This window comes from Mycobacterium sp. 1274761.0, assembly GCF_001668615.1.
Lineage (GTDB): Bacteria > Actinomycetota > Actinomycetes > Mycobacteriales > Mycobacteriaceae > Mycobacterium.
The window spans coordinates 14,889-37,840 of sequence record NZ_LZMC01000061.1; the positions used below are offsets into that span (position 1 = coordinate 14,889).

Genomic DNA, 22,952 nt, shown 5'->3' on the forward strand with positions numbered 1-22,952 from the left:
AGGCCCTGATGGCGAATGCCACGTTAAGCCGCATTGACCACGATCTGGACGCTCAGAGTCCAGCCGCTGATCTGGTGCGGGTGTACCTGAACGGCATCGGCAAAACCGCCCTGTTGAACGCCGCCGACGAGGTGGAGCTGGCAAAGCGCATCGAGGCCGGGCTCTACGCCCAGCATCTGCTGGAGACCCGCAAGCGTCTCGGCGAGAACCGCAAACGCGATCTCGCGATCATCGTGCGCGACGGCCAGGCTGCGCGCAGCCACCTGCTCGAGGCCAACCTTCGTCTCGTGGTGTCGCTCGCCAAGCGCTACACCGGCCGCGGCATGCCGCTGCTCGACCTGATTCAGGAAGGCAACCTCGGCCTGATCCGCGCGATGGAGAAGTTCGACTACACCAAGGGCTTCAAGTTCTCGACGTACGCGACGTGGTGGATCCGGCAGGCGATCACCCGCGGAATGGCCGACCAGAGCCGCACTATCCGGCTTCCGGTCCATCTCGTCGAGCAGGTCAACAAGCTCGCCCGGATCAAGCGCGAGATGCACCAGAACCTCGGCCGTGAGGCCACCGATGAGGAGCTGGCCGCTGAATCGGGCATCCCGGTGGAGAAGATCACCGATCTGCTGGAGCACAGCCGCGACCCGGTGAGCCTCGACATGCCGGTCGGCAGCGACGAGGAGGCGCCGCTCGGTGACTTCATCGAAGACGCGGAGGCGATGTCGGCCGAGAACGCCGTCATCTCCGAACTGCTGCACACCGACATCCGCCACGTGCTGGCCACGCTCGACGAGCGCGAGCAGCAGGTGATCCGGCTGCGGTTCGGTCTCGACGACGGACAGCCGCGCACGCTCGACCAGATCGGCAAGCTCTTCGGGCTGTCCCGCGAGCGGGTGCGCCAAATCGAGCGTGAGGTGATGGCCAAACTGCGCAACGGTGAGCGCGCCGACCGCCTACGCTCCTACGCTAGCTAGCGACCCTTCTCACTAAGACCCGCCGGTGCCCAGCGCGCATCGGCGGGTCTTTTTGGTCACACGCTGACAGCGTAGAACCATTGTTCGCCCAGCTAGGCCGGTAGACTCACGGCTGACGAAGGGTTGCCTCATGAACGATCTGGTCGACACCACCGAGATGTACCTGCGGACCATCTACGACCTCGAGGAGGAGGGCGTGGTGCCGCTGCGTGCGCGCATCGCCGAACGCCTCGAGCAGAGTGGACCGACCGTCAGCCAGACCGTCTCCCGGATGGAACGCGACGGCCTGCTGCACGTCGCCGGCGACCGCCACCTGGAGCTCACCGACAAGGGCCGCGGCCTGGCCGTCGCCGTGATGCGTAAGCACCGGCTGGCCGAACGTCTGCTCGTCGACGTCATCGGGCTGCCGTGGGAGGAAGTGCACGCCGAGGCGTGCCGCTGGGAGCACGTGATGAGCGAGGACGTCGAGCGGCGCCTCGTGCAGGTGCTCGACAACCCAACGGTGTCCCCCTTCGGCAACCCCATCCCCGGCCTGTCCGAGCTGGGTGTTGGCGACTCGCTACGCTCCGAGGACCGCAACCTGGTGCGCCTTACCGAGCTGCCCGCCGGCTTCCCCGTCGCTGTGGTCGTGCGCCAGCTGACCGAGCATGTCCAGGGCGACGTCACCCTGATCGCCCGGCTCAAGGAAGCCGGTGTGGTACCCAACGCCCGCGTGACCGTCGAGACGGGCTCCAACGGCGGCGTCAAGATCGTGATCCCCGGCCACGAGCAGGTCGAGTTGCCACATGAAATGGCCCACGCGGTCAAGGTCGAGAAGGTGTAGCCGTCCAGAAGGATTGGCCCGCAACCTCTTTCAACCGGCGCGTCGGCCGAAGGCCCGCGGTTGCGGCAGCTGCACGCCGAGCCGCTTGCCCAGCCGATATCCCGTGACACCCAGCTCCCGGATCTGTTCCGGACGCATCCCCGACTGCAGCGCGGCGTCCAGCATGCCCGCCATCCGGTGCGTCGCGTCGCACCGCAACGCCGCCTCCAGCGACACTCCGGCCAGCGGGCCGTCCCCGCGGGCGTAAGCGGAAAACGCCAACAACACCAGCGCCTCGACCCGCCACGGCGCAGGCAGCGTGCGCGCCAGCGTCGCCCACAGCGCCTCCGCCTGGGCGGCCTTGTCCCCCACCGCCAGCGCGTAGAGGACGTCGCGCACCTGCGGGTCGGTCAGCGCCCGTGCCAGCCGGGCGATCACAGCCTCGGGCAGCGGCTCACCCGCCGCGTTCTGCCAAGCGGCGGCCATGGCGGCGGTGACCTCGTCGGCGGTGTCGACGTCAGTGTCGGGCTGATCCCGGATTACGCTGGCCAGCGCCTGGCTGGCCGCCTCATCGGTGAGCGCGATGACGCCGCAGAGCTCGGCGCGACGGGTGTAGAGCCGCCGCCCGTCCAAGACGGCCGCCATTGCCAGTGGTGACGCCGACGGGTCGTCGACGGTGCCGCCGCTGCCGTCCAGGCAATGCCACCGACCGCCGGGCGCGACGCTGTCCACGATGTGGAAGTCGAGAAGCTCGATGCCGTGGTGGGCCAGGCCGTCCCCCAGCTCGCGGCAGATCTCGCGGTACTCGTCGTTGCACACCTGGCAGTCGGCGCCCTCACCGTCGACGACCACCGCGATCGCGGCGTCCGGGCGGGCCGCGGCGGCGACCTCGGCGAGATGGTCGACCGAGTCCGCCAGTTCGGGTGAAAGATCAACGCGCATAACACAACCCAGTGCCCCGCGGTCGATGGTCACCAGGATGAGCGAATTGTCCGGCACGAAGCCGAGGACGGCGGGCAGCGCCGCGATCAGTGCGCCAGGTCGGTTGAGTTGAAAGTCGGAGTGCGATGTCGTCATGCCACGACGATCGGCGCCCGCTCCGACGGCGACGGCACGAAAGACGCCACCGCCGCCCCGGCTGTGGATGAAGCCGCCACTGTGGATGGCGACTAGCGCGGCACCGCCCGCCGAACCTTCAGCACGGCCGTGCTGAACAGCGTGTCCAGCGTCGTGGCGTCGGGTTCTGCGTCCGAGGACGCCTGCCACGAGGCCGTCACCCGGACGTCGCCGAGGAGTGCGACGAACGTGAGCGTCTTGGTGACCGACTGGTCGGTCTCGGAGGTCACGGCCTGGTCGACGGCGTAACTGTCGTCGGCGTCCACCGGCGGCGGTGGCGGAAGCTTCACCGTCACCGTCGACACGTCGTCCGGGTCATCCATCGAGGTGACCGTGAACGACGGGCATTCGGCCAGTTGCGCCGCCCTGGCGTGCACCGATGGGACCGGCCGAACAACTGTGACGATCAGGCGGGTTCCGCTGTCGTCGTCGCTCCCCTGCGCGGCGGCCCGCTCGGTCCCCAGCAGCGGCAGCGGTGCGCACTCGGGCGGCGTCACCTCGGATCCCGCCGGCACGCCGTCGATTTCACCCAGCACCCGGTCGATGTCCTTGGGCGGCAGCACCGCCGCCGGGTAGTGCGCGGGAAAGCGGGTCGGTTCGATCAGCAGATCGGCGATCGGCACCAGCCGCGCCGGCGGGGCGGCCCGCTCGCCGGCGCGCGGCGCGCCGTCAATCACCCGCGCACACCCGCCGACCAGGACCGCGACTGTCAGCAAAGCACACCAGATGGCGGGCAGCGCGGATCCACGCGCAGCCCGCAAGACCGTGCCGACCATTGCCGTCATCGTCTCATGCCCCTTGTTGTTCACGCGCTATTGACCGTGTCGGCATGCGAGATCGCGGCAATCGGCGTAGACCTTCACGTATGGCTTCGGTGCTGGAGTACGACCTCGTCGTCATCGGTTCGGGTCCCGGTGGACAGAAGGCCGCCATCGCCGCGGCAAAGCTCGGCAAGTCGGTCGCGGTCGTCGAGCGCGGCCGGATGCTGGGCGGCGTCTGCGTGAACACCGGCACCATTCCCTCCAAGACGCTGCGCGAGGCCGTGGTCTACCTGACCGGTATGAGCCAACGCGAACTGTACGGCGCCAGCTACCGCGTCAAGGAGAAGATCACCCCGGCCGACCTGCTGGCCCGCACCAGCCACGTCATCACCAAGGAACAGGACGTGGTGCGCAACCAGCTGATGCGCAACCGGGTCGACCTGCTCACCGGGCACGGCCGCTTCGTCGACGAGCACACGGTCAGCGTCGACGATCACAGCCGCGGTGAAACCACCACTGTGCGCGGGGACTACATCGTCATCGCCACCGGTACCAAACCCGCCCGACCGGCCGGGGTCGAATTCGACGAGGAGCGCGTGCTGGACTCCGACGGCATCCTCGACCTCAAGTCGCTGCCGTCGTCGATGGTGGTGGTCGGGGCGGGCGTGATCGGCATCGAATACGCCTCGATGTTCGCCGCGCTCGGCACCAAGGTGACCGTCGTCGAAAAGCGCGACAGCATGCTGGACTTCTGCGACCCCGAAGTGGTCGAGGCGCTGAAGTTCCATCTGCGCGACCTGGCGGTGACCTTCCGCTTCGGCGAGGAGGTGACGGCCGTCGACGTCGGCGCGGCGGGCACGGTGACGACTCTGGCCAGCGGCAAGCAAATCCCGGCGGAGACGGTCATGTACTCGGCGGGCCGCCAAGGGTGGACCGAACATCTCGGCGTCGAGAACGCCGGTCTCGAGATCGACGCGCGTGGACGGATCTTCGTCGACGACCAGTTCCAGACGAAGGTCGACCACATCTACGCCGTCGGCGACGTGATCGGCTTCCCGGCGCTCGCCGCCACTTCGATGGACCAGGGCAGGCTGGCGGCCTATCACGCGTTCGGCGAGCCGGTGAAGGGGATGACGGAGCTGCAGCCGATCGGCATCTATTCGATCCCTGAGGTGTCCTACGTCGGCGCCACCGAGGTCGATCTGACCCGCGACGCCATCCCCTACGAGGTCGGTGTGTCCCGCTATCGCGAGCTGGCCCGCGGCCAGATCGCCGGCGACTCGTACGGCATGCTCAAGCTGCTGGTCTCCACCGAGGACCTCAAGCTGCTGGGCGTGCACATCTTCGGCTCGAACGCCACCGAGCTCGTGCACATCGGGCAGGCCGTGATGGGGTGCGGCGGGACGGTCGAATATCTCGTCGACGCCGTCTTCAACTATCCGACGTTCTCCGAGGCGTACAAGGTAGCAGCGCTTGACGTGATGAACAAGCTGCGCGCGTTGAGCCAGTTCCGCAGCTAGATATTTCTCGCTCTTCGCGTGCGCGGAGTCAGCAGGGGTCGTCGAACACCTGCGGAGCCGGATCCCCGGGACCGCCCGCTTCCGCCCGGGCCAGCAGTGCGGCTACACCGTCGTCGAACGGTGGTGAGTACGACACGTTTTCGTCGCACCCGCCGCCGTCGAGGCCGCCGACCAGACCGGTGACGGTTGGCCCGGATATCCACGGTGCGCCGCTTGTTCCGCCGATCAGGCCGCCGCACGGCAGCGACGGGAAGCCACCGCCCGGTGCCAATTGTGTTGCGGCCGTGCAGCCGATGGGACCACCTCCGACGCCGAGCGCGTAGCCGGTGACGCTGATCATCGTGCCGGGTTTGGGTGCCGTGCCTATCGCCAGCCCACCTCCAGCCTCGGCTTCCACGGACCCGCCGCCGTCGCGCGCGACGCGCAGAATCGCGAAGTCCGCCAACGGGTCCCGAGCGCTGAGCCATCGCGGGTCGAGGTAGGTCGACTGCACCCGCCAGATGCGCGCCGGATCGGCAGTGTCTGAGAAACCGGCGACGAACGTGGTGTCGATGTCCGCTGCAACGCAGTGCGCGGCGGTGAGGATCAAGTCCCCGGTCGTCGAGTCCAGCACCGCCGCGGTGCAGGTGTGCAGCTCGGCTGCGCCCAGAAACAGCGCACCGACCCGCGGGTCCGGGGCCACCGGAGCGGCCGCCGCCGGCCTCGGCATCGTAGGCCGCGGCGTGGGGGCCGCCGTCTCGCTGGTGGTGTTGCCGACGGAAGCGGCGGGGCGCGCGCAGGCCGCGGCCAGCAACCCGACCACCAGCACCAGCGACGCCCGCATGTCATGATCTTGCCCGACAACCTGCGGGCCGGTGCATGTGGACTCTGCAGCGCACCTCGAGCCAGATGAGACACTTGATGTAGCGGTGTTTGAGGAGGCGAGCCCAATCAGCGACGAGCAGGACAGCCACGACCAGCCCTACGATCCCGACCAGAGCGGGATGTACGAGCTGGAGTTTCCCGCGCCGCAACTGTCCACGCCGGACGGCCGCGGGCCGGTGTTGATTCACGCTCTCGAGGGTTTCTCCGACGCCGGGCATGCCATCCGGCTGTCCGCCCAGCACCTGAAGAACACGCTGGACACCGAGTTGGTGGCCTCCTTCGCGATCGACGAATTGCTGGACTACCGGTCGCGGCGGCCGCTGATGACGTTCAGGACCGACCACTTCACCCACTATGAGGAACCCGAGCTGAGCCTGTATGCCCTGCGCGACAGCGCAGGCACCCCGTTCCTGCTGCTCGCTGGGATGGAGCCGGACCTGCGCTGGGAGCGTTTCATCACCGCGGTGCGGCTGCTGGCCCAGCGGCTGGGCGTCCGCCAGACGATCGGGTTGGGCGCCATCCCGATGGCGGTGCCGCACACCCGGCCCATCACGCTGACCGCCCACGCGAACAACAAGGAGCTGATCGCCGGCCACACGCCGTGGGTCGGTGAGGTGCAGGTGCCGGGCAGCGCGTCCAACCTGCTGGAGTACCGGATGGCGCAGCACGGCCATGACGTGGTGGGGTTCACGGTGCACGTGCCGCACTACCTGGCGCAGACCGATTACCCGGCCGCCGCCGAGGCGCTGCTATCGCAGGTCGCCAAGTCAGGATCGCTGCAGCTGCCCCTGGCGGCGCTGTCCGACGCCGCCGCCGAAGTGCACGCCAAAATCGAGGAGCAAGTGGCCGCGAGCAGCGAGGTCGCTCAGGTGGTGGAGGCACTGGAGCGCCAGTACGATGCCTTCATTGCAGCCCAGGAGAACCAATCATTGCTGGCCCGGGACGAGGATCTGCCCAGCGGTGATGAACTCGGCGCCGAGTTCGAACGATTTCTTGCACAGCAGGCGCGGGAGAAGAAGAGAAAAGAAGGCTTCCACGACGGGGAGGACGGCGATTAGGCGGTCACCCGGCCCCACGAAGAGGTTGGCGACATGACAACACGAACCCCCCAGAAGCCGAATCTTCGTCCGGTGCGAGAGTTAACGCCGACGCTGCATTACCGCACCATCCACGGCTACCGTCGGGCTTACCGGATCGCGGGTTCGGGTCCGGCGATCCTGCTGATCCACGGCATCGGCGACAACTCGACCACATGGAGCAGCGTGCAATCCACGCTTGCACAACGCTTTACGGTCATCGCGCCCGACCTGCTCGGCCACGGGAAGTCCGACAAGCCCCGCGCGGACTATTCGGTTGCCGCGTACGCCAACGGCATGCGGGACCTGCTCAGCGTGCTCGACATCGAACGCGTCACGGTCGTCGGCCACTCACTCGGCGGCGGTGTGGCCATGCAATTCGCTTACCAGTTCCCGCAATTGGTGGACCGGCTGGTGCTGGTCGGCGCGGGTGGGGTGACCAAGGATGTCAACTTCGCGCTGCGGATCGCGTCGATGCCGATGGGCACCGAAGCGCTCGCCGTGTTACGGCTGCCGATGGTGCTGCCCGCCGTGCAGGCGGCCGGCCGCGTGGCCGGCCTGGCCATCGGAAAAAACACGGCGCTGGGCCGCGATCTCCCCGAGATGCTGCGCATCCTCAAAGATCTGCCCGAGCCGACCGCGTCCTCGGCGTTCGCGCGCACGCTGCGCGCGGTCGTCGACTGGCGCGGGCAGGTGGTCACCATGCTCGACCGATGTTATTTGACTGAATCCGTTCCCGTTCAATTGATTTGGGGGTCACGCGACTCGGTCATCCCGGTCAGCCATGCGCGCCTCGCCCACGCCGCGATGCCCGGCTCGCAGCTCGAGATCTTCGAGGGCTCCGGGCACTTCCCCTTCCACGATGACCCCGACCGGTTCGTCGAACTCGTCGAGCGTTTCATCGACTCGACCGAACCCGCCACCTATGACCAGGAGATGCTGCGCGACCTGCTGCGCACCGGCCCGCGCGAGGCGACGATCACCGGTTCGAGCGACACTCGAGTCGCGGTGCTCGAAGCGATGGACACCGACGAACGCAGCGCCACCTGACCGTCGCCGCGCGACGTAGCATCGGGCGCATGACCATAGACGTGATGGTGCTGCGCGTCTTCACAAATGCGGACGGACAGTTCGGCAACCCGCTCGGCGTCGTCGACGCCCGTGCGGCCAAACCCGCCGACCGCCAAGAAATCGCCACCCAATTGGGTTACAGCGAAACAATATTCGTCGATGTGCCTGCGGCCGGCGAGAGCACCGCCCGCGCCCGCATCTTCACGCCCACCACAGAATTGCCGTTCGCCGGTCATCCGACTGTCGGTGCCGCCTGGTGGCTACGCGACATCGGTCGACCCGTCCACACCCTGCAGGTGCCTGCCGGAGTGGTGCAGGTGAGCTACGACGACGGCATGGCCGCCGTCAAGGCCCGCGCCGAATGGGCGCCGGACTTTGCGATCTACGACCTGGCGTCCACCGAGGAACTGTTCGCCGCATCGCCGGATGAGTATCCCGACGATGTCGAGAACTATTTGTGGACGTGGACCGACCGGAACAACGGCGTGGTGCGCTCGCGAATGTTCGCCGCCGGCCTCGGCATTCCCGAAGACGAGGCCACCGGTGCGGCCGCCGTTCGCATCACCGACTACCTCAGCCAGGACTTGACGATCGTTCAGGGCAAGGGTTCGGTGATCTCCACGCAATGGAGCGCCGACGGCTGGGTCCGCATCGCCGGGCGGGTGATCGACGACGGGGTACGGCAGCTCGAGTGAGCGGTCAGCCCGATGTGGGCACCTTGCGGTGCGCCCGCAGCGCCTCGATCTCGCGTTCGAAGTCGTCTGCGGAGGAAAACGACCGGTACACCGAGGCGAAGCGCAGGTATGCGACCTCGTCGAGGTCGCGCAACGGCCCGAGGATCGCCAGCCCGACCTCGTGGCTGGGCACTTCCGGCGAGCCCGCGGCCCGCACGGTGTCCTCTACCTGCTGTGCCAACAGGTTCAGCGCGTCGTCGTCGACCTGACGCCCCTGGCAGGCGCGGCGCACGCCCTTGATGACCTTTTCGCGGCTGAACGGCTCGGTGACACCGCTGCGCTTGACGACGGCCAGCACAGCGGTCTCCACGGTGGTGAAGCGGCGGCCGCACTCGGGGCATGACCGGCGGCGCCGAATCGCCTGGCCCTCATCGGTTTCCCGCGAGTCGACAACCCGCGAATCGGGATGACGGCAGAACGGACAGTGCATGACTGCTCCTTCACCGCGCCGACAATCCCGCTCGAACGTCTCCGAGCGTACCTGCCGCACCCGCCCGCCGACCATGGCCGTTGTGCGGCAGGGCGTTTCGGCCCACACGATCAGCCGACCGGCGCGATGAGCGTCTGCCCGGCGTCAACCGACGCGGTGTCGAGCCTGTTGAGCTCACGAATGCGGTCGACGACGTGGGCGACGGGCGCATCGGGCGCCACCCGGTGGGCGACCTGCTGCAGCGTCTCCCCCGACTGCACGCGGACCACAGCCAGCGTGTTCGGCACCGAGGCCGAGGAGTCGGTGTTGCCGCCGACGACGCCGCCGAACTGGGCGACGACGCCCAGCCACACTGTGATCAGCGCGGCGAGCACAGCCAGCCCGACCGTGGTGGCCGGCGTGATGGGGCGCCTGCGATGCGAGGCGCGCGACATCACCACACCGGGACCGCGGTAGCGCATCGGCGCTCCGCCGGGACGCCGCCTGCTCGCGGGTGCGCGCCGACGCGTCGCGGAGGGGCGATGAGGTGCCCGCAAGACGGGTGCCGTGAAAACCTCTCGGGTGTCCAGAACAGTCATTTTCCTCCGCCTTCCGCTTCGCTGGTTCGCTCTTGTGTTCGAACTCTAATCGATCACGTGTTCGATTGATAGAACATGTGATCGAACTGTTGCCAAACGATAGAGCAGGCCACCGACAAGTCCGGTCGGCCAGTGCGCCAGCCGATCGGCGCCCGCGACACGCCTCGAACACATGTTTGATTCTCGGGGGTTCAGCGACTACATTCGGCGCCATGAGCGAGGACAATCCCCAAGATCGCCGGGCGCCCGAAGGCGGCCTGACCGAGCGGCAGCGCACCATCCTTGAGGTCATCCGCGCGTCGGTGACCAGCCGCGGCTATCCCCCCAGCATCAGGGAAATCGGTGACGCGGTCGGACTGACCTCGACATCGTCGGTGGCGCACCAGCTGCGGACCCTCGAGCGCAAGGGCTACTTGCGCCGCGACCCGAACCGGCCGCGTGCAGTCGACGTACGCGGCGCAGACGACGCCGTGACACCGCTGGTGCGAACGGAGGTGGCCGGCTCCGACGCGCTGCCGGAGCCGACGTTCGTGCCGGTGCTCGGCCGCATCGCGGCGGGCGGCCCGATCCTCGCCGAACAAGCCGTCGAAGACGTCTTCCCGCTCCCCCGCGAACTCGTAGGCGAAGGATCGCTGTTCCTGCTCAAGGTCGTCGGCGACTCGATGGTCGACGCGGCGATCTGCGACGGCGACTGGGTGGTCGTGCGTCAGCAGAACGTCGCCGACAACGGCGACATCGTCGCTGCAATGATCGACGGTGAAGCCACCGTGAAGACTTTTAAGCGCACCCGCGGACAGGTGTGGCTGATGCCGCACAACCCGGCCTTCGATCCGATTCCGGGCAACGACGCCGCGGTTCTCGGCAAGGTCGTCACCGTCATCCGAAAAATCTGAGCGCTATTCGGCCTTGACGAAGCCGTTGGCGCGGGCGAGTTCTTCGCTGACGAAGTACACCTCGGCCGGAACGTGGTCGTACAGGTCGCTTTCCGGACCCCAGTACAGACCCGATTTGGTGTCGGCCTTGATCGGATAGCCGGTAGGCGCCAAATACGGGTCGTCGAGCGGTAGGTGGATCGCCGTCTGCGCCTCCGGCTCGTCGTCTGCGGCCACAGTGGCCACCTCGGCGACGTCGGCGACGGGCGCGGTGACGGGATCGCGTTCCTCGACCGGTGGCTCGTCGAGCACGACCGCTGCATGGCGCCCGGACGGCGCGTCGGAGTCAGATTGGATGGGCGTCGGCGCGGTGTCCGATTCGTCGGGCTCGGGTTCGAGGTTGGAGAACTCTTCGACCTCGTCTTCGCCGGACTCCTCGAACGGGTCGTGCCCGACCCCACCCAGGCCGTAGGGCGCGGCCTCCGGCGGGCGGCCGTAGTTTTCGGCCAGCTGCACACGGGAGCGCTCCTCGGCGCCCGCCAGGCGTGCCTCGGCCTCCTCGGCTTGCGCCTCGTGGTCGAGGTCGTAGTCGTAATCGTCGTCGAACCGTTCGACATCGCCGCGGTGCCGGTGTCGCAGGGTCGCAACCAAAATCAGCGCGACCAGAACCAGCAGCGGGATGCCCGCAAGCAGCCACCACCACGATGGGGTGAACCAGTCGTTCTTCTTGGAATTGGCAGCGGCGGTGTTCGAAGCCGACGGCGGCTCGTAACCCGGCACGCTCAAACCGGCCAGCCCGCCGGCCAAATTGGCCGGCTGGGTGCTGAACTTGTTCGTTCCCTTGTCCCAGGCGATCTCGCCGCCGGTGAACCGTTGCTTGATGACGTTGCCATCGACGGTCTGATCGGCCACCGGCGGTCCGAGCGGGCCGGTCGCGCCGCCGAGTTTGTCCCACGCCGCGTTCATCGCGCCGCGGACGATGAACGCCCCGTAATCGGGTGTCCAGAAAATCGCCGGCTTGTCCTCGGCCGAGAACGCGCTGATCCGGCTGCCGGTCTTCAACCCGCCGTCGGCCTCATTGCTGGTGGGAAAGCCGAGGTCTCCTTGCGGACCGCCGGCCGCCTCGTACTTCTTCAGGACCTGGCCGGTGACGACGTTCGCGCCCGTCGCCGGGCTGTAGAAGATCTTGCCGCCGGCGAAGTCCTGCCCGGCGCCGTCCTGCCCGATCGCGTACTGCGGCCCCTGCTTGGCGCCGAGCGGACCGAGCGGTCCACCGGCGGCCCGGCGAGCTGCGTTGATCGCCGATGTCGCGTCCTCGGGAACGGTCAGCCCGCCGAGCTGTCCCGCGAGATCCGGTGGGACCGTAGTGAATTCCTTCGTCGACCGGTTCCACGACAATTCGCCTCCGGTGAACTTCTGCGACACGATGTCGCCGCTGTACACCTCGTCCTCGGTAGGCACGCCGAGCGCGCCCGCCGAGCCGCCGAGCTTGTCCCACGCGGCGTTGAGGGCGCCGCGTACGACGTGAGCACCGGTGTCGGGCGTCCAGAAGATGACCGGTTTGTCTTGGGCGCTGAACGTGGTGTTGCGGCTGTCCGGGCTGATCTTGCCCGGCCCCTCGTCGATCGTCGGGAAGCCGAGGTCGCTGTCGGCAGGCCCGCCCAGCGACTCGTACTTCTCCAGAATGGCGCCCCCCATGATGTGCGCGCCGGTGTCGGGCGTGAAGAAAATCTTGCCACCTGCGTAGTTCTGGCCGAATCCGCCTCCAATGGGATACACACCGCCGTCGCTGGGGCCCAGCGATCCGGTGGGACCGCCACCGGCCTCGTATGCCTGGTTAATCGCGGCAGCGGCATCGGATTCGGGGCTTGCCAACGCCACGGGTGCCAGCACGAGGCCGACGGTCGCAGTCAGTGCGGCAGCCGCGATGCGACCGATTACGGACTTCAGCAGGGCACGCTCCCCACTCATCCACCCTCCCCGGGTTACGGCAAAGTCCCCCCGAAACTAGCGTGTTCGTCACTTATCCGTCGGAAAGACACGATAACGGTAGGGATAAGCGGCCTCTCGGCGACTGGCTTTCGGGAGCGCTCTACACCCCCAGCGAGCGCCCGATGATCTCCTTCATGATCTCGGTGGTGCCGCCGTAGATCGTCTGCACCCGCGCGTCCAGATAGGCCCTCGCGACAGTGTATTCCCGCATGTACCCGTAGCCGCCGTGCAGCTGCAGGCAGCGGTCGACGAGATGCACCTGCTTCTCGGTGGAATACCACTTCGCCATCGACGCCTGTTCGGCGGACAGCTTCCCGTCGAGGTGCAGCCGGATGAACTCGTCGACCATAATGCGCACAACCGTTGCCTCCGTTGCCAATTCAGCCAGCACGAAGCGGCTGTTCTGTTGGCTTCCGATGGGCTTGCCAAAGGCCTTGCGCTCCTTGGCGTATTGCAGCGTCTCGGTCAGCACGGCTTCCATTGCCGCCGCGGCCATCACAGCGATGTTGAGGCGTTCCTGCGGCAGGTTCTGCATCAGGTAGATGAAGCCCATGCCCTCCTCGCCGAGGAGGTTCTCGGCGGGCACCTTGACGTCGGTGAAGGACAGTTCGGCGGTGTCCTGCGCGTCCAGGCCGATCTTGTCGAGGTGACGGCCCCGCTCGAAGCCCTCCATCCCTCGCTCGACGACCAGCAGCGAGAAGCCCTTGGCGCCCTTCTCGGGGTCAGTTTGTGCGACGACGATAACCAGATCGGCGTTGATGCCGTTGGTGATGAAGGTCTTGGCGCCGTTGAGGACGTAGTGGTCGCCCTCCTTGACCGCCTTGGTCTTGATGCCTTGCAGATCGCTGCCGGTGCCGGGCTCGGTCATGGCGATGGCGGTGATCATCTCGCCGCTGCAGAACTTCGGCAGCCAGCGCTGCTTCTGCTCTTCGTTCGCCAGATGCAGTAGGTACGGGGCGATGATGTCGTTGTGCAGGCCGAAGCCGAGGCCGCTGTAGCGCCCAGCGGTGGTCTCCTCGGTCAGGATGACGTTGTATCGGAAGTCTGGGTTGCCGCCGCCGCCATACTCCTCGGGCACCGCCATGCCGAGGAAGCCCTGCTTGCCGGCTTCCAGCCAGACGCCGCGGTCGACGATCTTGTCCTTCTCCCACTGGTCGTGATACGGCGCGACGTGCCGCTCGAGGAAGGAGCGGTACGCGTCGCGGAAGAGGTCGTGTTCGGGCTCGAACAGCGTGCGCTCGTATTTCACGACGTTGCCCATGGGAGGACCTCCAGAGATAGCGGGGGGCTTTGGGCACGACGATATACCACCCAACCGAATGGTTGGTTGCCCGGGTTGTGAGGTGTGCCACCGCTGCGCGGGCCCGCGTTTAGCAACGTGGCCTGCGGGGGAACGAAAGGGTCACTGACCGACTCTCAAGGAGGAGTTATGGCCGAGAACAACAGTGGTCCCGAAGAAGCCGTCAAGGGCGTCGTCGAAGGCGTGAAGGGCAAGGTCAAGGAAGTGGCCGGCGCCGTCGCGGGTCGCGACGACCTGTATCGCGAAGGCCAGGCGCAGCAGGACAAGGCTGAGGCGCAGCGCAACGCCGCCCAGAAGGAGGCCGAGGCCGAAAGCGCCCGCGCTGCGGCGAAGACCGCCGAGAAGCGGCAAGAGGCCGAGCAACGGCCGTAATCACGAGCTGGGAAATGGGGCGCCGACAGGCGCCCCATTTTCGTATCTCTAAAAGGTCGCGAACTCGCTGAGGCTGGCCGCCAGCGAAACTGGCACGCGAGCCTTGATCCGTGTGCCCTCGGGGTGGTGCTCGGTGGCGTCGACCCTGCCATCGGAATGCACGCGCGCCACCAGGTCGCCGCGGTGGTACGGGATCGTCACGTCCACCGTGGTGTCGGTGGGCGTCACCAGTTGCGCCATCCGATGCTGTAACTGGTCGAGCCCGTCGCCGGTGCGTGCGGAGACGAAGACAGCGCCGGGCAGCGCGCGCCGCAATTGGGCCAGGGTGAGACCGCCGGCGGCGTCGATCTTGTTGACCACCACCAGTTCCGGTGCCGGCTGACCGTCATGGTCGGCGATCACCTCGTTGATCACCTGCCGCACGGCGTCGATCTGGGCCAGCGGGTTGGCGTCGGAGCCGTCCACCACGTGCACCAGAAGGTCGGCGTCGACGACCTCCTCCAGCGTGGACCGGAATGCCTCCACCAACTGCGTCGGCAGGTGTCGTACGAAACCGACGGTGTCGGTCAGCACGAAGGGTCGCCCATCACTGAATTCGCCTCTGCGCGTCGTGGGTTCGAGTGTGGCGAACAGCGCGTTCTCCACCAGTACGCCGGCGCCGGTGAGCGCGTTCAACAGGCTCGACTTGCCGGCGTTGGTGTAGCCGACGATCGCGACCGACGGCACGTCGCTGTCCAGCCTGCGGCTGCGTTGCGTATCGCGGACCTTCTTCATGTCTTTGATGTCGTGGCGCAGCTTGGCCATTCGTTCGCGGATGCGACGACGGTCGGTCTCGATTTTGGTTTCGCCGGGGCCGCGCAGACCCACGCCGCCCCCGCTGCCGCCGGCACGGCCGCCGGCCTGACGAGACATCGACTCGCCCCAGCCACGCAGCCGCGGCAGCATGTACTCCATCTGCGCCAGCGTCACCTGCGCCTTGCCCTCCCGGCTGGTGGCGTGCTGGGCGAAGATGTCGAGGATCAACGCGGTGCGGTCGATGACCTTGACCTTGACGGCCTTCTCCAGCGCGGTCAGCTGTGCCGGGCTCAGTTCGCCGTCACAGATGACGGTGTCGGCGCCGGTGGCCAGTACCACCTCGCGGAGTTCCTGTGCCTTGCCCGAGCCGATGTAGGTCGACGCGTCGGGCTTGTCGCGACGTTGGATCAGCCCGTCGAGAACCTCTGAGCCCGCGGTTTCGGCCAGCGCGGCCAGTTCGGCGAGGCTTGCTTCGGCGTCGGCGGCACTGCCCTCGGTCCAGACACCGACCAGCACGACACGCTCCAGGCGCAATTGGCGGTACTCGACCTCGGAGATGTCGGTGAGTTCGGTCGACAGACCGGCCACGCGGCGCAGCGCCGTGCGGTCTTCGAGGGCAAGTTCACCCGCGCTCGGGGTCTCGGTGAACGGGAATTCGGACGTCATAGGCGAATAGAGATTCGCACGCAGATCATGGTTCATGCACCCCAATTAACGCTGCTGGCCACGCCACCATTCCTCGGAGATCTCGCCGCTGGCCACCAGAACCGACGGGCCGCGAAGGTAGCTGGTGGCGTCGGTGACGGTGACGCTGACCTCGCCGCCGGGGATGCGCACCGCCAGCGTGCCGGTCGACGCCCCCTGGGATGCCAGCGCCGCGACGGCGGCGGCCACGGTTCCCGTTCCGCACGAACGTGTTTCGCCGACACCCCGCTCGTGTACCCGCATCGCCACCGACCCATTCCGCGGCGCGGTCAGCACTTCGACGTTGACGCCGTCGGGAAACTGCGCGGCGTCGAAGCGCACCGGGGCCGCGACGTCCAGCGCCGCCAGCGCCTCTGCCGTCAGATCGGGGTCCACGCATGCCAGATGCGGGTTGCCGACATCGACGGCCAGCCCGGCAAACGGCCGCCCGCCGACGATCGCCTCACCGGTGCCGAGCTGGTTGGTCTTGCCCATTTCCACGGTGACATCGGCGTGGGTGGCGTCGCAGCTGTGCAGCACCACCGGCCGCGGACCGGCCAGCGATCCGACGACGAACTCGTCGCGGCTCTCCAGCCCGCTGGCGCGCAGATAGTGCGCGAAAACCCGAACACCGTTGCCGCACATCTGCGCTATCGAACCGTCGGCGTTGCGGTAGTCCATGTACCAGTCGCGTTCGCCGACCCCTTCGGGCAGCCGGTCGAACACGCCGGCGGTCGCGGCCGCGCCGGCGGTCGTGACGCGCAGCACGCCGTCGGCGCCGATGCCCCGGCGACGGTCGCACAGCGCAGCCACCGCATCGCGGGTCAGGGCAAGCTTGCCGTCGAGATCGGGCAACAGCACGAAGTCGTTCTGCGTACCGTGGCCCTTGGCGAACATCACCTGATCAGGATACGTGCCGCCATAGCCGCAGCGTGTCGTCGAGAACGTCGGCGGCGCCGCCGTCGAACCAGGTGATGCGGTGGTCACGATGGAACCACGACCGCTGCCGTCGCACGTAGCGGCGGGTTCCGATAAACGTCGGTTCACGCGCGGCCGAACCATCGCCGCCACGGTCGAAATCCTCGATCACCTGCGCGTAGCCCAGCGCCCGGGAGGCCGTCACTCCGTCGCGCAGCCCCCGGCCCAGCAGCGTGCGCACTTCTTCGACGAGTCCGTCGGCGAACATGCGCTCGGTCCGCAAGGCCAGCCGCTCGTCGAGAATGCTTGTCTCCCAATCTAATCCGATGATGACGGTGTCCCAACGCGGCGCACCGATGGTAGGCGCCGACGCCGCGAACGGCCGACCGGTCAGCTCCACCACCTCGAGCGCTCGCACGATGCGCCTGCCGTCGGTCCCCAGGATCGACGCGGCGGCCGCGGGGTCTACCCGGCCCAGTTCGCCGTGCAGCGCCGCCGCCCCGATCTCGGCCAGCCGGTGCTCCCACTTGGCCCGGACCGCTGCGTCGGTGGCAGGAAACTCCCATTCATCGAGCAGCGACTGGATGTAGAGCATCGAGCCGCCGACGATGATCGGCGGCTCGCCGGCGGCCAGGATTGCGTCCACGTCGGCGGCAGCTTCGCGCTGGTAGCGCGCGACCGTCGCGGTCTCGGTCACGTCCAGAACGTCGAGCTGGTGGTGCGGTATCCCGCGGCGCTCGGCGACCGGCAGCTTGGCGGTGCCGATGTCCATGCCGCGGTAGAGCTGCATGGCATCGGCGTTCACGATGTGCCCACCCACGCGTTCGGCGACGTCCAGTGCCAGCGCCGACTTCCCGGTGCCGGTGGGGCCGACGACCGCCAGCGGCCTCATGGGTGCCAGACGCCGGCGAAGTACCCGACACCGTAGGGCGCGCCGCGGTAGAGCTCCTTGGCCGAGCGCGGTGCGGAGGTGACGAGCCCGGCCAGCGCCTGATAGGCGACCCTTCCGACGACGGCGCGCGGCAGGCGGGCCAGCGCGGACGAGTCACCACCGGCCAGGGCATTGTCGAGCGCGCTCTGCACGGGAATCGAGTCGGGGTCATGACCGCCGGGCGCCGACGGGGTGAGCGTGTGCAGGCCGTCGGCGACGATGAGCACACCGACCGGCTCCCCCGCGGCGTCGATCTCGGCGCGCAACCGCTTGCCGCGCTCCATCGCCGACGCGGCATCCAGGTCGGCGTCGAGCACCCGCACCTCCGCGCTCGCCCGCGCGTCGACCTGTCCGCGCACCCAGCCGGTGATCAGCGCGCACAGCGGTAGTTCGCATGCGGCGGCCTCAGCGCCCGGTGACAGCGCGACTGGCACGTCGACGCCGTAGCCGGCGAACGTGCCCACCGCCTCGGGGCCGACGCGCAAATCGGTGGTCCCCGCTCCGATGGCGATCCATCGCGGCGGTAACGACGAGACAGCCGCGAACACCGCCTCGCGCAGGGCGACGAGTTCCTCTGCGGCCGAAGACGCGAGAGCGGGAATCATGACCGGCGCCGACGGAATGATCGCGATGGCGCTCAGCACGCACCCAAACTAGCGTTCGCCGGTGCCTGTTTCGCCGAAGTGGTGGCGGCTTCGCCGCGGGCCAGCGCGGTAGTCGCGACGACCATGACGGCCACCGCGGCGACGAGGATGAACCAGCCGGCCTCGCCGGGACGCAGCGTTTCGCCGAGCACGACGACGCCGAGCACGGACCCGACCACCGGTTCGGCGACCGTCATCGTCGGCAGCGAGGCCGTCAACGACCCGGCCCTAAACGACGCCTGCTGATAGGCCGTGCCCGCGACGGCAACCATCGCCCACACATACAGCTCGGGTGTGCGCAGCACGGCCCACAAACCGTGGTCGAGCCGGTCGACGACTCCCTTGGTCAGCACCGCGAAGACACCCCACAGCGCCCCGGAGACCAGGCCGAGCAGCACGGCGCTTGCGGACCCCTTGACGATGCCGGCGCCCACCACACACAGCACAAGCGCGGGCCCGAGCACGACGGCCACGGCGATCCACATCTCGAGGGAGGCGCGCGAGTGCCCCTCGGTCGGATTGCCGACAGTGACGATCACGGCCACTGCCGCAGCGAGCAGCGCCGCCCACATCCACTCCCACCGGCTCACCCGCCGTCCGCACGCCCGCGCATTGATCGGCAACGCGAACAGCAGCGACGTCACCAGCAGCGCCTGCACCAGCAGCACCGAACCCAGGCCGAGCGCCGCCGCCTGCAGTGCGAAGCCGACCGCGGCGACCACGCTGCCGAGCCACCACCGACGGTCACGCAACAGCCGGGTGAACAACTCGAAGTGGCTGACGGGTTCGTCGGTGACCTCGTGCGCGGAGTGCTGGTGAACAACGTCGCCGACCGCGATGAAGAAGGCGGCCCCGAGGGCAAGCAGGGCGGCGATATCCGCCTTGGGCATTTTGCGAACTCCCGTCGTCGTCGGTGACGAGCCTAGGCAAATGGCGGCATCGGCGTACGGACGCCCGGCGACCTGTTTGAATAGCGGGTGAAGCAGACGGGCGCCGCGGTGCGCGGCAGGTGCGCGGGTAACTCCTGCGTGGAGGTACGAGAAACGAAATGACGACCAGCGAGCCGGGCGGCACCGCCGCCCCGAAACCCGTGCCCCGTCCCGGACCACCGCGACCCGGCCCCCGGCCCGGTCCGAAACCGGCCGCGGTGCACGGGGCGCCGGTCGCCTCGTCGGTCGATCCGCACCGGTTCGGCAGGGTGGATCCCGACGGCACCGTCTGGTTGATCAGCAGCGCCGGCGAACGCGTCATCGGGTCCTGGCAGGCGGGCGACACCGAGGCGGCCTTCGCCCATTTCGGCAGGCGATTCGATGACCTGGCCACCGAGGTCGCGCTCATGGAGACCCGGCTGGCGTCGGGCACCGGCGATGCCCGCAAAATAAAGTCGGCCGCCACGACCTTGGCTGAAAGCCTCGCTACGGCATCGGTGCTCGGCGACATCGATGCCCTGGCCGCGCGGCTGGCCGCAATCGTCGAGCAGGCGGGCTCCGCCGCCGCGGCCGACAAGGCCCGCCGCGAACAACACCGCGCCGAGCAGACCGCCCGCAAGGAGGCGCTGGCAGCCGAGGCCGAACAGCTGGCCGCCACCTCCACACAGTGGAAGGCAGCCGGCGACCGGCTGCGCGAAATTCTCGACGAGTGGCGCACGATCACCGGGTTGGACCGCAAGACCGACGACGCGCTGTGGAAGCGCTATTCCGCGGCCCGCGAGGCCTTCAACCGCCGCCGAGGCTCGCACTTCGCCGAACTCGACCGTGAGCGGGCGGGCGCCCGTCAGGCCAAGGAAGCGCTCTGCGCAAAGGCCGAGGCCCTGGCCGACTCCACCGACTGGGGTCCGACGGCGGCCACCTTCCGCGACCTGCTGGCGCAGTGGAAGGCGGCGGGCCGGGCCAGCAAGGACGTCGACGACGCACTGTGGCAGCGCTTCAAGGCTGCCCAGGACACCTTCTTCGTCGCGCGCAACGCGGTATCGGCCGAGCGCGACGCGGAATTCCGGGCCAACGCCCAGGCCAAAGAGGCGCTGCTGGCCGAAGCCGAGAAGATCGACACCTCCGACCTGGAAGCCGCCCGCGCGGCCTTGCGCATCATCGGCGACAAGTGGGACAAGATCGGCAAGGTGCCCCGCGAGCGCGGCGCCGAGCTGGAACGGCGGCTGCGGACAATCGAGAAGTCGGTGCGCGACGCGCCGACTCGCGGCGTGGACCCAGAAGCCCAGGCACGCGCCGACCAGTTCCGCGAACGTGCTGAGCAGTACGAGCGGCAGGCCGAGAAGGCTGCGGCGGCGGGCAAGACCAAGGCCGCCGAAGAGGCACGGGCCAACGCCGCGCAGTGGCGCCAGTGGGCGGAGGCTGCGGCCGAGGCCCTCGGCCAGAAGGGCTAGCGCGTCGACGGCCCGTCGCCGTCGGTGTCGTCGTCGAGGCTGTCCAGCAAGCCCTTGCTCTGCCGTTCTGCTGCGGCCCTGCGCCGCTCCTCTTCGGCGGCGAGTTGCAGTGCGGTGCGCGTCCACACCACCCGAGCCCAGTTGTAGGTCAGCACGATCATCGTGATCCACGCCAGGATCAGCCCGATGCCGGGCCCGGGGTGCGGCGCGACAGCGGTTTGGCGGGACCACACCGCGAGCAGACCGGTAAACGACGCCAGGGTGGAACCGGCCAGCGCGATCCACGCCAGCGCCCACCGCCGGGTAAGCAGCGCCAGCATCGAGAAGCCGACGCCGAACACGAGCGCCAGCCAGATGAACACGCGCGATGGCAGGGCGATGCCGGCCGCGATGGCGGCGTCGTCGCCTGCCAGCACGTCCCAGCCTCTGGCGTGACCGGTGTGCGGGAGGATGAACGTCACCAGCAGCACGAACACAGCGATGGCAATTGCCAATGCCCTTACGCCCGGGTCGATTTCACGCGCGACGCGGCGTTCGACGGCCTCGATGTCGCCCTTGAAGTCCTCGAAGCTGCTGCCCGAATTCCCTGCGCTCACCGGGCACATCCTGATGCTGCCGGCTGCCTTGCGGGCACCCCGACGCCAGGCATGCCCAGACCCACGCCCTGTGGCCGACGGCCCGCCTCGTGCGCATCGCCTGCCCGGGTGCGCCGGTGCGAGCCCACCGTTCCGTCGGCGACCAGGTGGTGCGGTGCGGCGTCGGTGACGGTGGTGGTGACGATGTCGCCCGGCCGGATGTTGGCCCCTTGCGGCGTGAAGTGCACCAGCCTGCCGTCGCGCGCCCGGCCCGACATCCTGGACGTGCGGGTGTCTTTGCGGCCTTCGCCGACGGCCACCAGTAGTTCGACGGTGCGGCCGATCTGGGCGATGTTCTCCTCCAGCGAGATTCGCTCCTGTAGATCGATCAGCCGCTGATAGCGTTCCTGCACAACGGGTTTCGGCAGCTGGCCGTCGAGCTCGGCCGCCGGTGTGCCGGGTCGCTTCGAGTACTGGAACGTGAACGCTGCGCTGAATCGGGCGGCGGCCACCACGTCGAGCGTCTCTTGGAAGTCCTGCTCGGTCTCGCCGGGGAAGCCGACGATCAGATCGGTGGTGATGGCGGCGTGCGGGATCGCGGCGCGCACCTTGCCGACGATGGACAGGAATCGGTCGGACCGGTAGGAGCGCCGCATCGCCCGCAGCACGCGGTCGGACCCCGACTGGAGCGGCATGTGAAGTGCCGGGCACACATTCGGCGTCTCGGCCATCGCTTCGATGACGTCGTCGGTGAACTCGGCGGGGTGCGGTGAGGTGAACCGGACCCGTTCAAGCCCGTCGATCCGCCCACACGCGCGCAGCAGCTGGGCAAAAGCCCCGCGATCGCGCGGCTGATCGGGGTCGGCGAACGACACACCGTAGGCGTTGACGTTCTGCCCGAGCAGGGTCACCTCGAGGACGCCATGGTCGACCAGCGCCTGCACTTCGGCCAGCACGTCACCGGGCCTGCGGTCGACCTCCTTGCCGCGCAGCGAAGGGACGATGCAGAACGTGCACGTGTTGTTGCACCCTACCGATATGGAAACCCAACCCGCATAGGCGGATTCGCGCGCAGCAGGGAGGTTCGACGGGAATTCCTTCAAGGATTCCACGATTTCGACCTGTGCGGCCTTGTTGTGCCTGGCTCGGTCGAGCAGCGTGGGAAGCGACCCAATATTGTGGGTGCCGAAGACGACATCCACCCAGGGGGCCTGGCGCAGCACTGCTTCGCGGTCCTTCTGGGCAAGACACCCGCCAACGGCGATCTGCATGTTCGGGTTGGCCTGCTTGCGCGGCACCAGGTGGCTGAGGTTGCCGTAGAGCTTGTTGTCGGCGTTCTCGCGCACGGCGCACGTGTTGAACACCACGACGTCGGCGTCGGCACCGTCGGCCGCACGCTGGTATCCGGCCGCCTCGAGCAGGCCTGCCAGCCGCTCGGAATCGTGCACGTTCATCTGGCAGCCGTACGTACGCACCTGGTAGGTGCGTGGTGGTGCGACCGACGAGCGCTCGCGCGAGGAGGCAGCGGTCGGGGTCGAAGTCACCCGGCCCATGGTAGTTACGGGCGGC

23 protein-coding genes are annotated in these 22,952 nt (G+C 68.2%); 9 read left to right on the top strand and 14 right to left on the bottom strand.

What is annotated here, in order from left to right:
• Positions 1 to 5 precede the first annotated feature (5 nt).
• Together A5651_RS12325 and A5651_RS12330 are read left to right on the top strand one after the other, a co-directional pair.
• Complete coding sequence (locus A5651_RS12325; RefSeq protein WP_255361804.1) at positions 6 to 968, top strand: sigma-70 family RNA polymerase sigma factor; 963 nt, start codon at positions 6 to 8, stop codon at positions 966 to 968.
• A gap of 130 nt (positions 969 to 1,098) precedes the next feature.
• Positions 1,099 to 1,791, top strand: coding sequence for a metal-dependent transcriptional regulator (locus A5651_RS12330; protein ID WP_066980456.1), 693 nt, complete (start codon positions 1,099 to 1,101; stop codon positions 1,789 to 1,791).
• A gap of 30 nt (positions 1,792 to 1,821) precedes the next feature.
• Here A5651_RS12330 and A5651_RS12335 read toward each other — a convergent pair whose 3' ends face one another.
• Together A5651_RS12335 and A5651_RS12340 are read right to left on the bottom strand one after the other, a co-directional pair.
• Positions 1,822 to 2,847 carry a DUF4192 domain-containing protein gene (locus tag A5651_RS12335; RefSeq protein ID WP_066980459.1) on the bottom strand — a complete coding sequence of 342 codons (1,026 nt, stop codon included), beginning with the start codon at positions 2,845 to 2,847 and terminating at the stop codon, positions 1,822 to 1,824.
• Positions 2,848 to 2,939: 92 nt separating this feature from the next.
• Positions 2,940 to 3,695, bottom strand: a complete 756-nt coding sequence (locus tag A5651_RS12340) for a hypothetical protein (RefSeq protein WP_231988670.1) — start codon at positions 3,693 to 3,695, stop codon at positions 2,940 to 2,942.
• A 65-nt stretch (positions 3,696 to 3,760) separates the two neighbouring features.
• Between A5651_RS12340 and sthA the strand changes: the two genes are divergently transcribed.
• Positions 3,761 to 5,167 carry a Si-specific NAD(P)(+) transhydrogenase gene (gene sthA, locus A5651_RS12345; protein ID WP_197496605.1) on the top strand — a complete coding sequence of 469 codons (1,407 nt, stop codon included), beginning with the start codon at positions 3,761 to 3,763 and terminating at the stop codon, positions 5,165 to 5,167.
• A gap of 28 nt (positions 5,168 to 5,195) precedes the next feature.
• Here sthA and A5651_RS12350 read toward each other — a convergent pair whose 3' ends face one another.
• Positions 5,196 to 5,990 carry a serine protease gene (locus A5651_RS12350; RefSeq protein ID WP_066980466.1) on the bottom strand — a complete coding sequence of 265 codons (795 nt, stop codon included), beginning with the start codon at positions 5,988 to 5,990 and terminating at the stop codon, positions 5,196 to 5,198.
• Positions 5,991 to 6,150: 160 nt separating this feature from the next.
• Between A5651_RS12350 and A5651_RS12355 the strand changes: the two genes are divergently transcribed.
• The 3 genes from A5651_RS12355 to A5651_RS12365 are packed head-to-tail and all read left to right on the top strand — an operon-like array spanning position 6,151 to position 8,873.
• The gene (locus tag A5651_RS12355; protein WP_066980522.1) at positions 6,151 to 7,089 is read left to right on the top strand and encodes a proteasome assembly chaperone family protein; all 939 of its coding nucleotides are present in this window, start codon (positions 6,151 to 6,153) and stop codon (positions 7,087 to 7,089) included.
• A gap of 33 nt (positions 7,090 to 7,122) precedes the next feature.
• The gene (locus A5651_RS12360) at positions 7,123 to 8,157 is read left to right on the top strand and encodes an alpha/beta fold hydrolase (RefSeq protein ID WP_066980469.1); all 1,035 of its coding nucleotides are present in this window, start codon (positions 7,123 to 7,125) and stop codon (positions 8,155 to 8,157) included.
• A gap of 29 nt (positions 8,158 to 8,186) precedes the next feature.
• The gene (locus A5651_RS12365; RefSeq protein WP_066980472.1) at positions 8,187 to 8,873 is read left to right on the top strand and encodes a PhzF family phenazine biosynthesis protein; all 687 of its coding nucleotides are present in this window, start codon (positions 8,187 to 8,189) and stop codon (positions 8,871 to 8,873) included.
• Between the two features lie 4 nt (positions 8,874 to 8,877).
• Here the strand turns inward: A5651_RS12365 and nrdR are convergent, their stop codons facing one another.
• Both nrdR and A5651_RS12375 read right to left on the bottom strand, forming a co-directional pair.
• Positions 8,878 to 9,342: a transcriptional regulator NrdR gene (gene nrdR / locus A5651_RS12370; protein ID WP_066980527.1), complete on the bottom strand. Its 465-nt coding sequence runs from the start codon at positions 9,340 to 9,342 to the stop codon at positions 8,878 to 8,880.
• Between the two features lie 110 nt (positions 9,343 to 9,452).
• The gene (locus A5651_RS12375; RefSeq protein ID WP_066980475.1) at positions 9,453 to 9,920 is read right to left on the bottom strand and encodes a LysM peptidoglycan-binding domain-containing protein; all 468 of its coding nucleotides are present in this window, start codon (positions 9,918 to 9,920) and stop codon (positions 9,453 to 9,455) included.
• A gap of 212 nt (positions 9,921 to 10,132) precedes the next feature.
• On the opposite strand from A5651_RS12375, the gene lexA reads away from it, so the two are divergent.
• Complete coding sequence (gene lexA, locus A5651_RS12380) at positions 10,133 to 10,813, top strand: transcriptional repressor LexA (RefSeq protein WP_066980480.1); 681 nt, start codon at positions 10,133 to 10,135, stop codon at positions 10,811 to 10,813.
• Positions 10,814 to 10,816: 3 nt separating this feature from the next.
• Here the strand turns inward: lexA and A5651_RS12385 are convergent, their stop codons facing one another.
• Together A5651_RS12385 and A5651_RS12390 are read right to left on the bottom strand one after the other, a co-directional pair.
• Complete coding sequence (locus A5651_RS12385; RefSeq protein WP_066980482.1) at positions 10,817 to 12,763, bottom strand: LGFP repeat-containing protein; 1,947 nt, start codon at positions 12,761 to 12,763, stop codon at positions 10,817 to 10,819.
• A gap of 121 nt (positions 12,764 to 12,884) precedes the next feature.
• Positions 12,885 to 14,045 carry an acyl-CoA dehydrogenase family protein gene (locus tag A5651_RS12390; RefSeq protein WP_066980485.1) on the bottom strand — a complete coding sequence of 387 codons (1,161 nt, stop codon included), beginning with the start codon at positions 14,043 to 14,045 and terminating at the stop codon, positions 12,885 to 12,887.
• A gap of 168 nt (positions 14,046 to 14,213) precedes the next feature.
• Here A5651_RS12390 and A5651_RS12395 point away from each other — a divergent pair, with 168 nt between their 5' ends.
• Positions 14,214 to 14,456 (top strand): CsbD family protein, encoded by a 243-nt coding sequence (locus A5651_RS12395; protein WP_066980489.1) that lies wholly within the window; start codon positions 14,214 to 14,216, stop codon positions 14,454 to 14,456.
• Positions 14,457 to 14,504: 48 nt separating this feature from the next.
• Here the strand turns inward: A5651_RS12395 and hflX are convergent, their stop codons facing one another.
• From hflX to A5651_RS12420, 5 genes are read right to left on the bottom strand one after another with little or no spacing between them, the layout of a single operon-like run.
• A complete protein-coding gene (hflX, locus tag A5651_RS12400) occupies positions 14,505 to 15,917 on the bottom strand; it encodes a GTPase HflX (protein ID WP_066980491.1) in 1,413 nt (470 codons plus the stop codon).
• Between the two features lie 45 nt (positions 15,918 to 15,962).
• The gene (dapF, locus tag A5651_RS12405; RefSeq protein ID WP_066980494.1) at positions 15,963 to 16,835 is read right to left on the bottom strand and encodes a diaminopimelate epimerase; all 873 of its coding nucleotides are present in this window, start codon (positions 16,833 to 16,835) and stop codon (positions 15,963 to 15,965) included.
• 4 nt (positions 16,836 to 16,839) lie between these two features.
• Positions 16,840 to 17,745, bottom strand: a complete 906-nt coding sequence (gene miaA, locus A5651_RS12410; protein ID WP_066980497.1) for a tRNA (adenosine(37)-N6)-dimethylallyltransferase MiaA — start codon at positions 17,743 to 17,745, stop codon at positions 16,840 to 16,842.
• Positions 17,742 to 18,428: a hypothetical protein gene (locus A5651_RS12415; RefSeq protein ID WP_066980500.1), complete on the bottom strand. Its 687-nt coding sequence runs from the start codon at positions 18,426 to 18,428 to the stop codon at positions 17,742 to 17,744. Before A5651_RS12415 ends, miaA begins: the two co-directional genes overlap by 4 nt.
• Positions 18,422 to 19,318: a DMT family transporter gene (locus tag A5651_RS12420; RefSeq protein WP_066980503.1), complete on the bottom strand. Its 897-nt coding sequence runs from the start codon at positions 19,316 to 19,318 to the stop codon at positions 18,422 to 18,424. Before A5651_RS12420 ends, A5651_RS12415 begins: the two co-directional genes overlap by 7 nt.
• Before the next feature lie 158 nt (positions 19,319 to 19,476).
• Here A5651_RS12420 and A5651_RS12425 point away from each other — a divergent pair, with 158 nt between their 5' ends.
• The gene (locus tag A5651_RS12425; RefSeq protein WP_066980506.1) at positions 19,477 to 20,808 is read left to right on the top strand and encodes a DUF349 domain-containing protein; all 1,332 of its coding nucleotides are present in this window, start codon (positions 19,477 to 19,479) and stop codon (positions 20,806 to 20,808) included.
• Here A5651_RS12425 and A5651_RS12430 read toward each other — a convergent pair.
• Positions 20,805 to 21,413: a hypothetical protein gene (locus tag A5651_RS12430; RefSeq protein WP_066980509.1), complete on the bottom strand. Its 609-nt coding sequence runs from the start codon at positions 21,411 to 21,413 to the stop codon at positions 20,805 to 20,807. The two genes, A5651_RS12425 and A5651_RS12430, sit on opposite strands and share 4 nt — an antisense overlap.
• Entirely contained in the window at positions 21,401 to 22,936 is a 1,536-nt protein-coding gene (gene miaB / locus A5651_RS12435) for a tRNA (N6-isopentenyl adenosine(37)-C2)-methylthiotransferase MiaB (protein WP_082943731.1), read from the bottom strand. Before miaB ends, A5651_RS12430 begins: the two co-directional genes overlap by 13 nt.
• Between the last annotated feature and the right edge of the window lie 16 nt (positions 22,937 to 22,952).

Coding starts and splice junctions, on each gene's coding strand:
- A5651_RS12330 (WP_066980456.1), top strand. CDS start 1,099: ATGAACGATCTGGTCGACACCACCGAGATGTACCTGCGGACCATCTAC.
- A5651_RS12335 (WP_066980459.1), bottom strand. CDS start 2,847: ATGACGACATCGCACTCCGACTTTCAACTCAACCGACCTGGCGCACTG.
- A5651_RS12350 (WP_066980466.1), bottom strand. CDS start 5,990: ATGCGGGCGTCGCTGGTGCTGGTGGTCGGGTTGCTGGCCGCGGCCTGC.
- A5651_RS12355 (WP_066980522.1), top strand. CDS start 6,151: ATGTACGAGCTGGAGTTTCCCGCGCCGCAACTGTCCACGCCGGACGGC.
- A5651_RS12360 (WP_066980469.1), top strand. CDS start 7,123: ATGACAACACGAACCCCCCAGAAGCCGAATCTTCGTCCGGTGCGAGAG.
- A5651_RS12365 (WP_066980472.1), top strand. CDS start 8,187: ATGACCATAGACGTGATGGTGCTGCGCGTCTTCACAAATGCGGACGGA.
- nrdR (WP_066980527.1), bottom strand. CDS start 9,342: ATGCACTGTCCGTTCTGCCGTCATCCCGATTCGCGGGTTGTCGACTCG.
- A5651_RS12375 (WP_066980475.1), bottom strand. CDS start 9,920: ATGACTGTTCTGGACACCCGAGAGGTTTTCACGGCACCCGTCTTGCGG.
- lexA (WP_066980480.1), top strand. CDS start 10,133: ATGAGCGAGGACAATCCCCAAGATCGCCGGGCGCCCGAAGGCGGCCTG.
- A5651_RS12385 (WP_066980482.1), bottom strand. CDS start 12,763: ATGAGTGGGGAGCGTGCCCTGCTGAAGTCCGTAATCGGTCGCATCGCG.
- A5651_RS12390 (WP_066980485.1), bottom strand. CDS start 14,045: ATGGGCAACGTCGTGAAATACGAGCGCACGCTGTTCGAGCCCGAACAC.
- A5651_RS12395 (WP_066980489.1), top strand. CDS start 14,214: ATGGCCGAGAACAACAGTGGTCCCGAAGAAGCCGTCAAGGGCGTCGTC.
- hflX (WP_066980491.1), bottom strand. CDS start 15,917: ATGACGTCCGAATTCCCGTTCACCGAGACCCCGAGCGCGGGTGAACTT.
- miaA (WP_066980497.1), bottom strand. CDS start 17,745: ATGAGGCCGCTGGCGGTCGTCGGCCCCACCGGCACCGGGAAGTCGGCG.
- A5651_RS12420 (WP_066980503.1), bottom strand. CDS start 19,318: ATGCCCAAGGCGGATATCGCCGCCCTGCTTGCCCTCGGGGCCGCCTTC.
- A5651_RS12425 (WP_066980506.1), top strand. CDS start 19,477: ATGACGACCAGCGAGCCGGGCGGCACCGCCGCCCCGAAACCCGTGCCC.
- A5651_RS12430 (WP_066980509.1), bottom strand. CDS start 21,413: ATGTGCCCGGTGAGCGCAGGGAATTCGGGCAGCAGCTTCGAGGACTTC.
- miaB (WP_082943731.1), bottom strand. CDS start 22,936: ATGGGCCGGGTGACTTCGACCCCGACCGCTGCCTCCTCGCGCGAGCGC.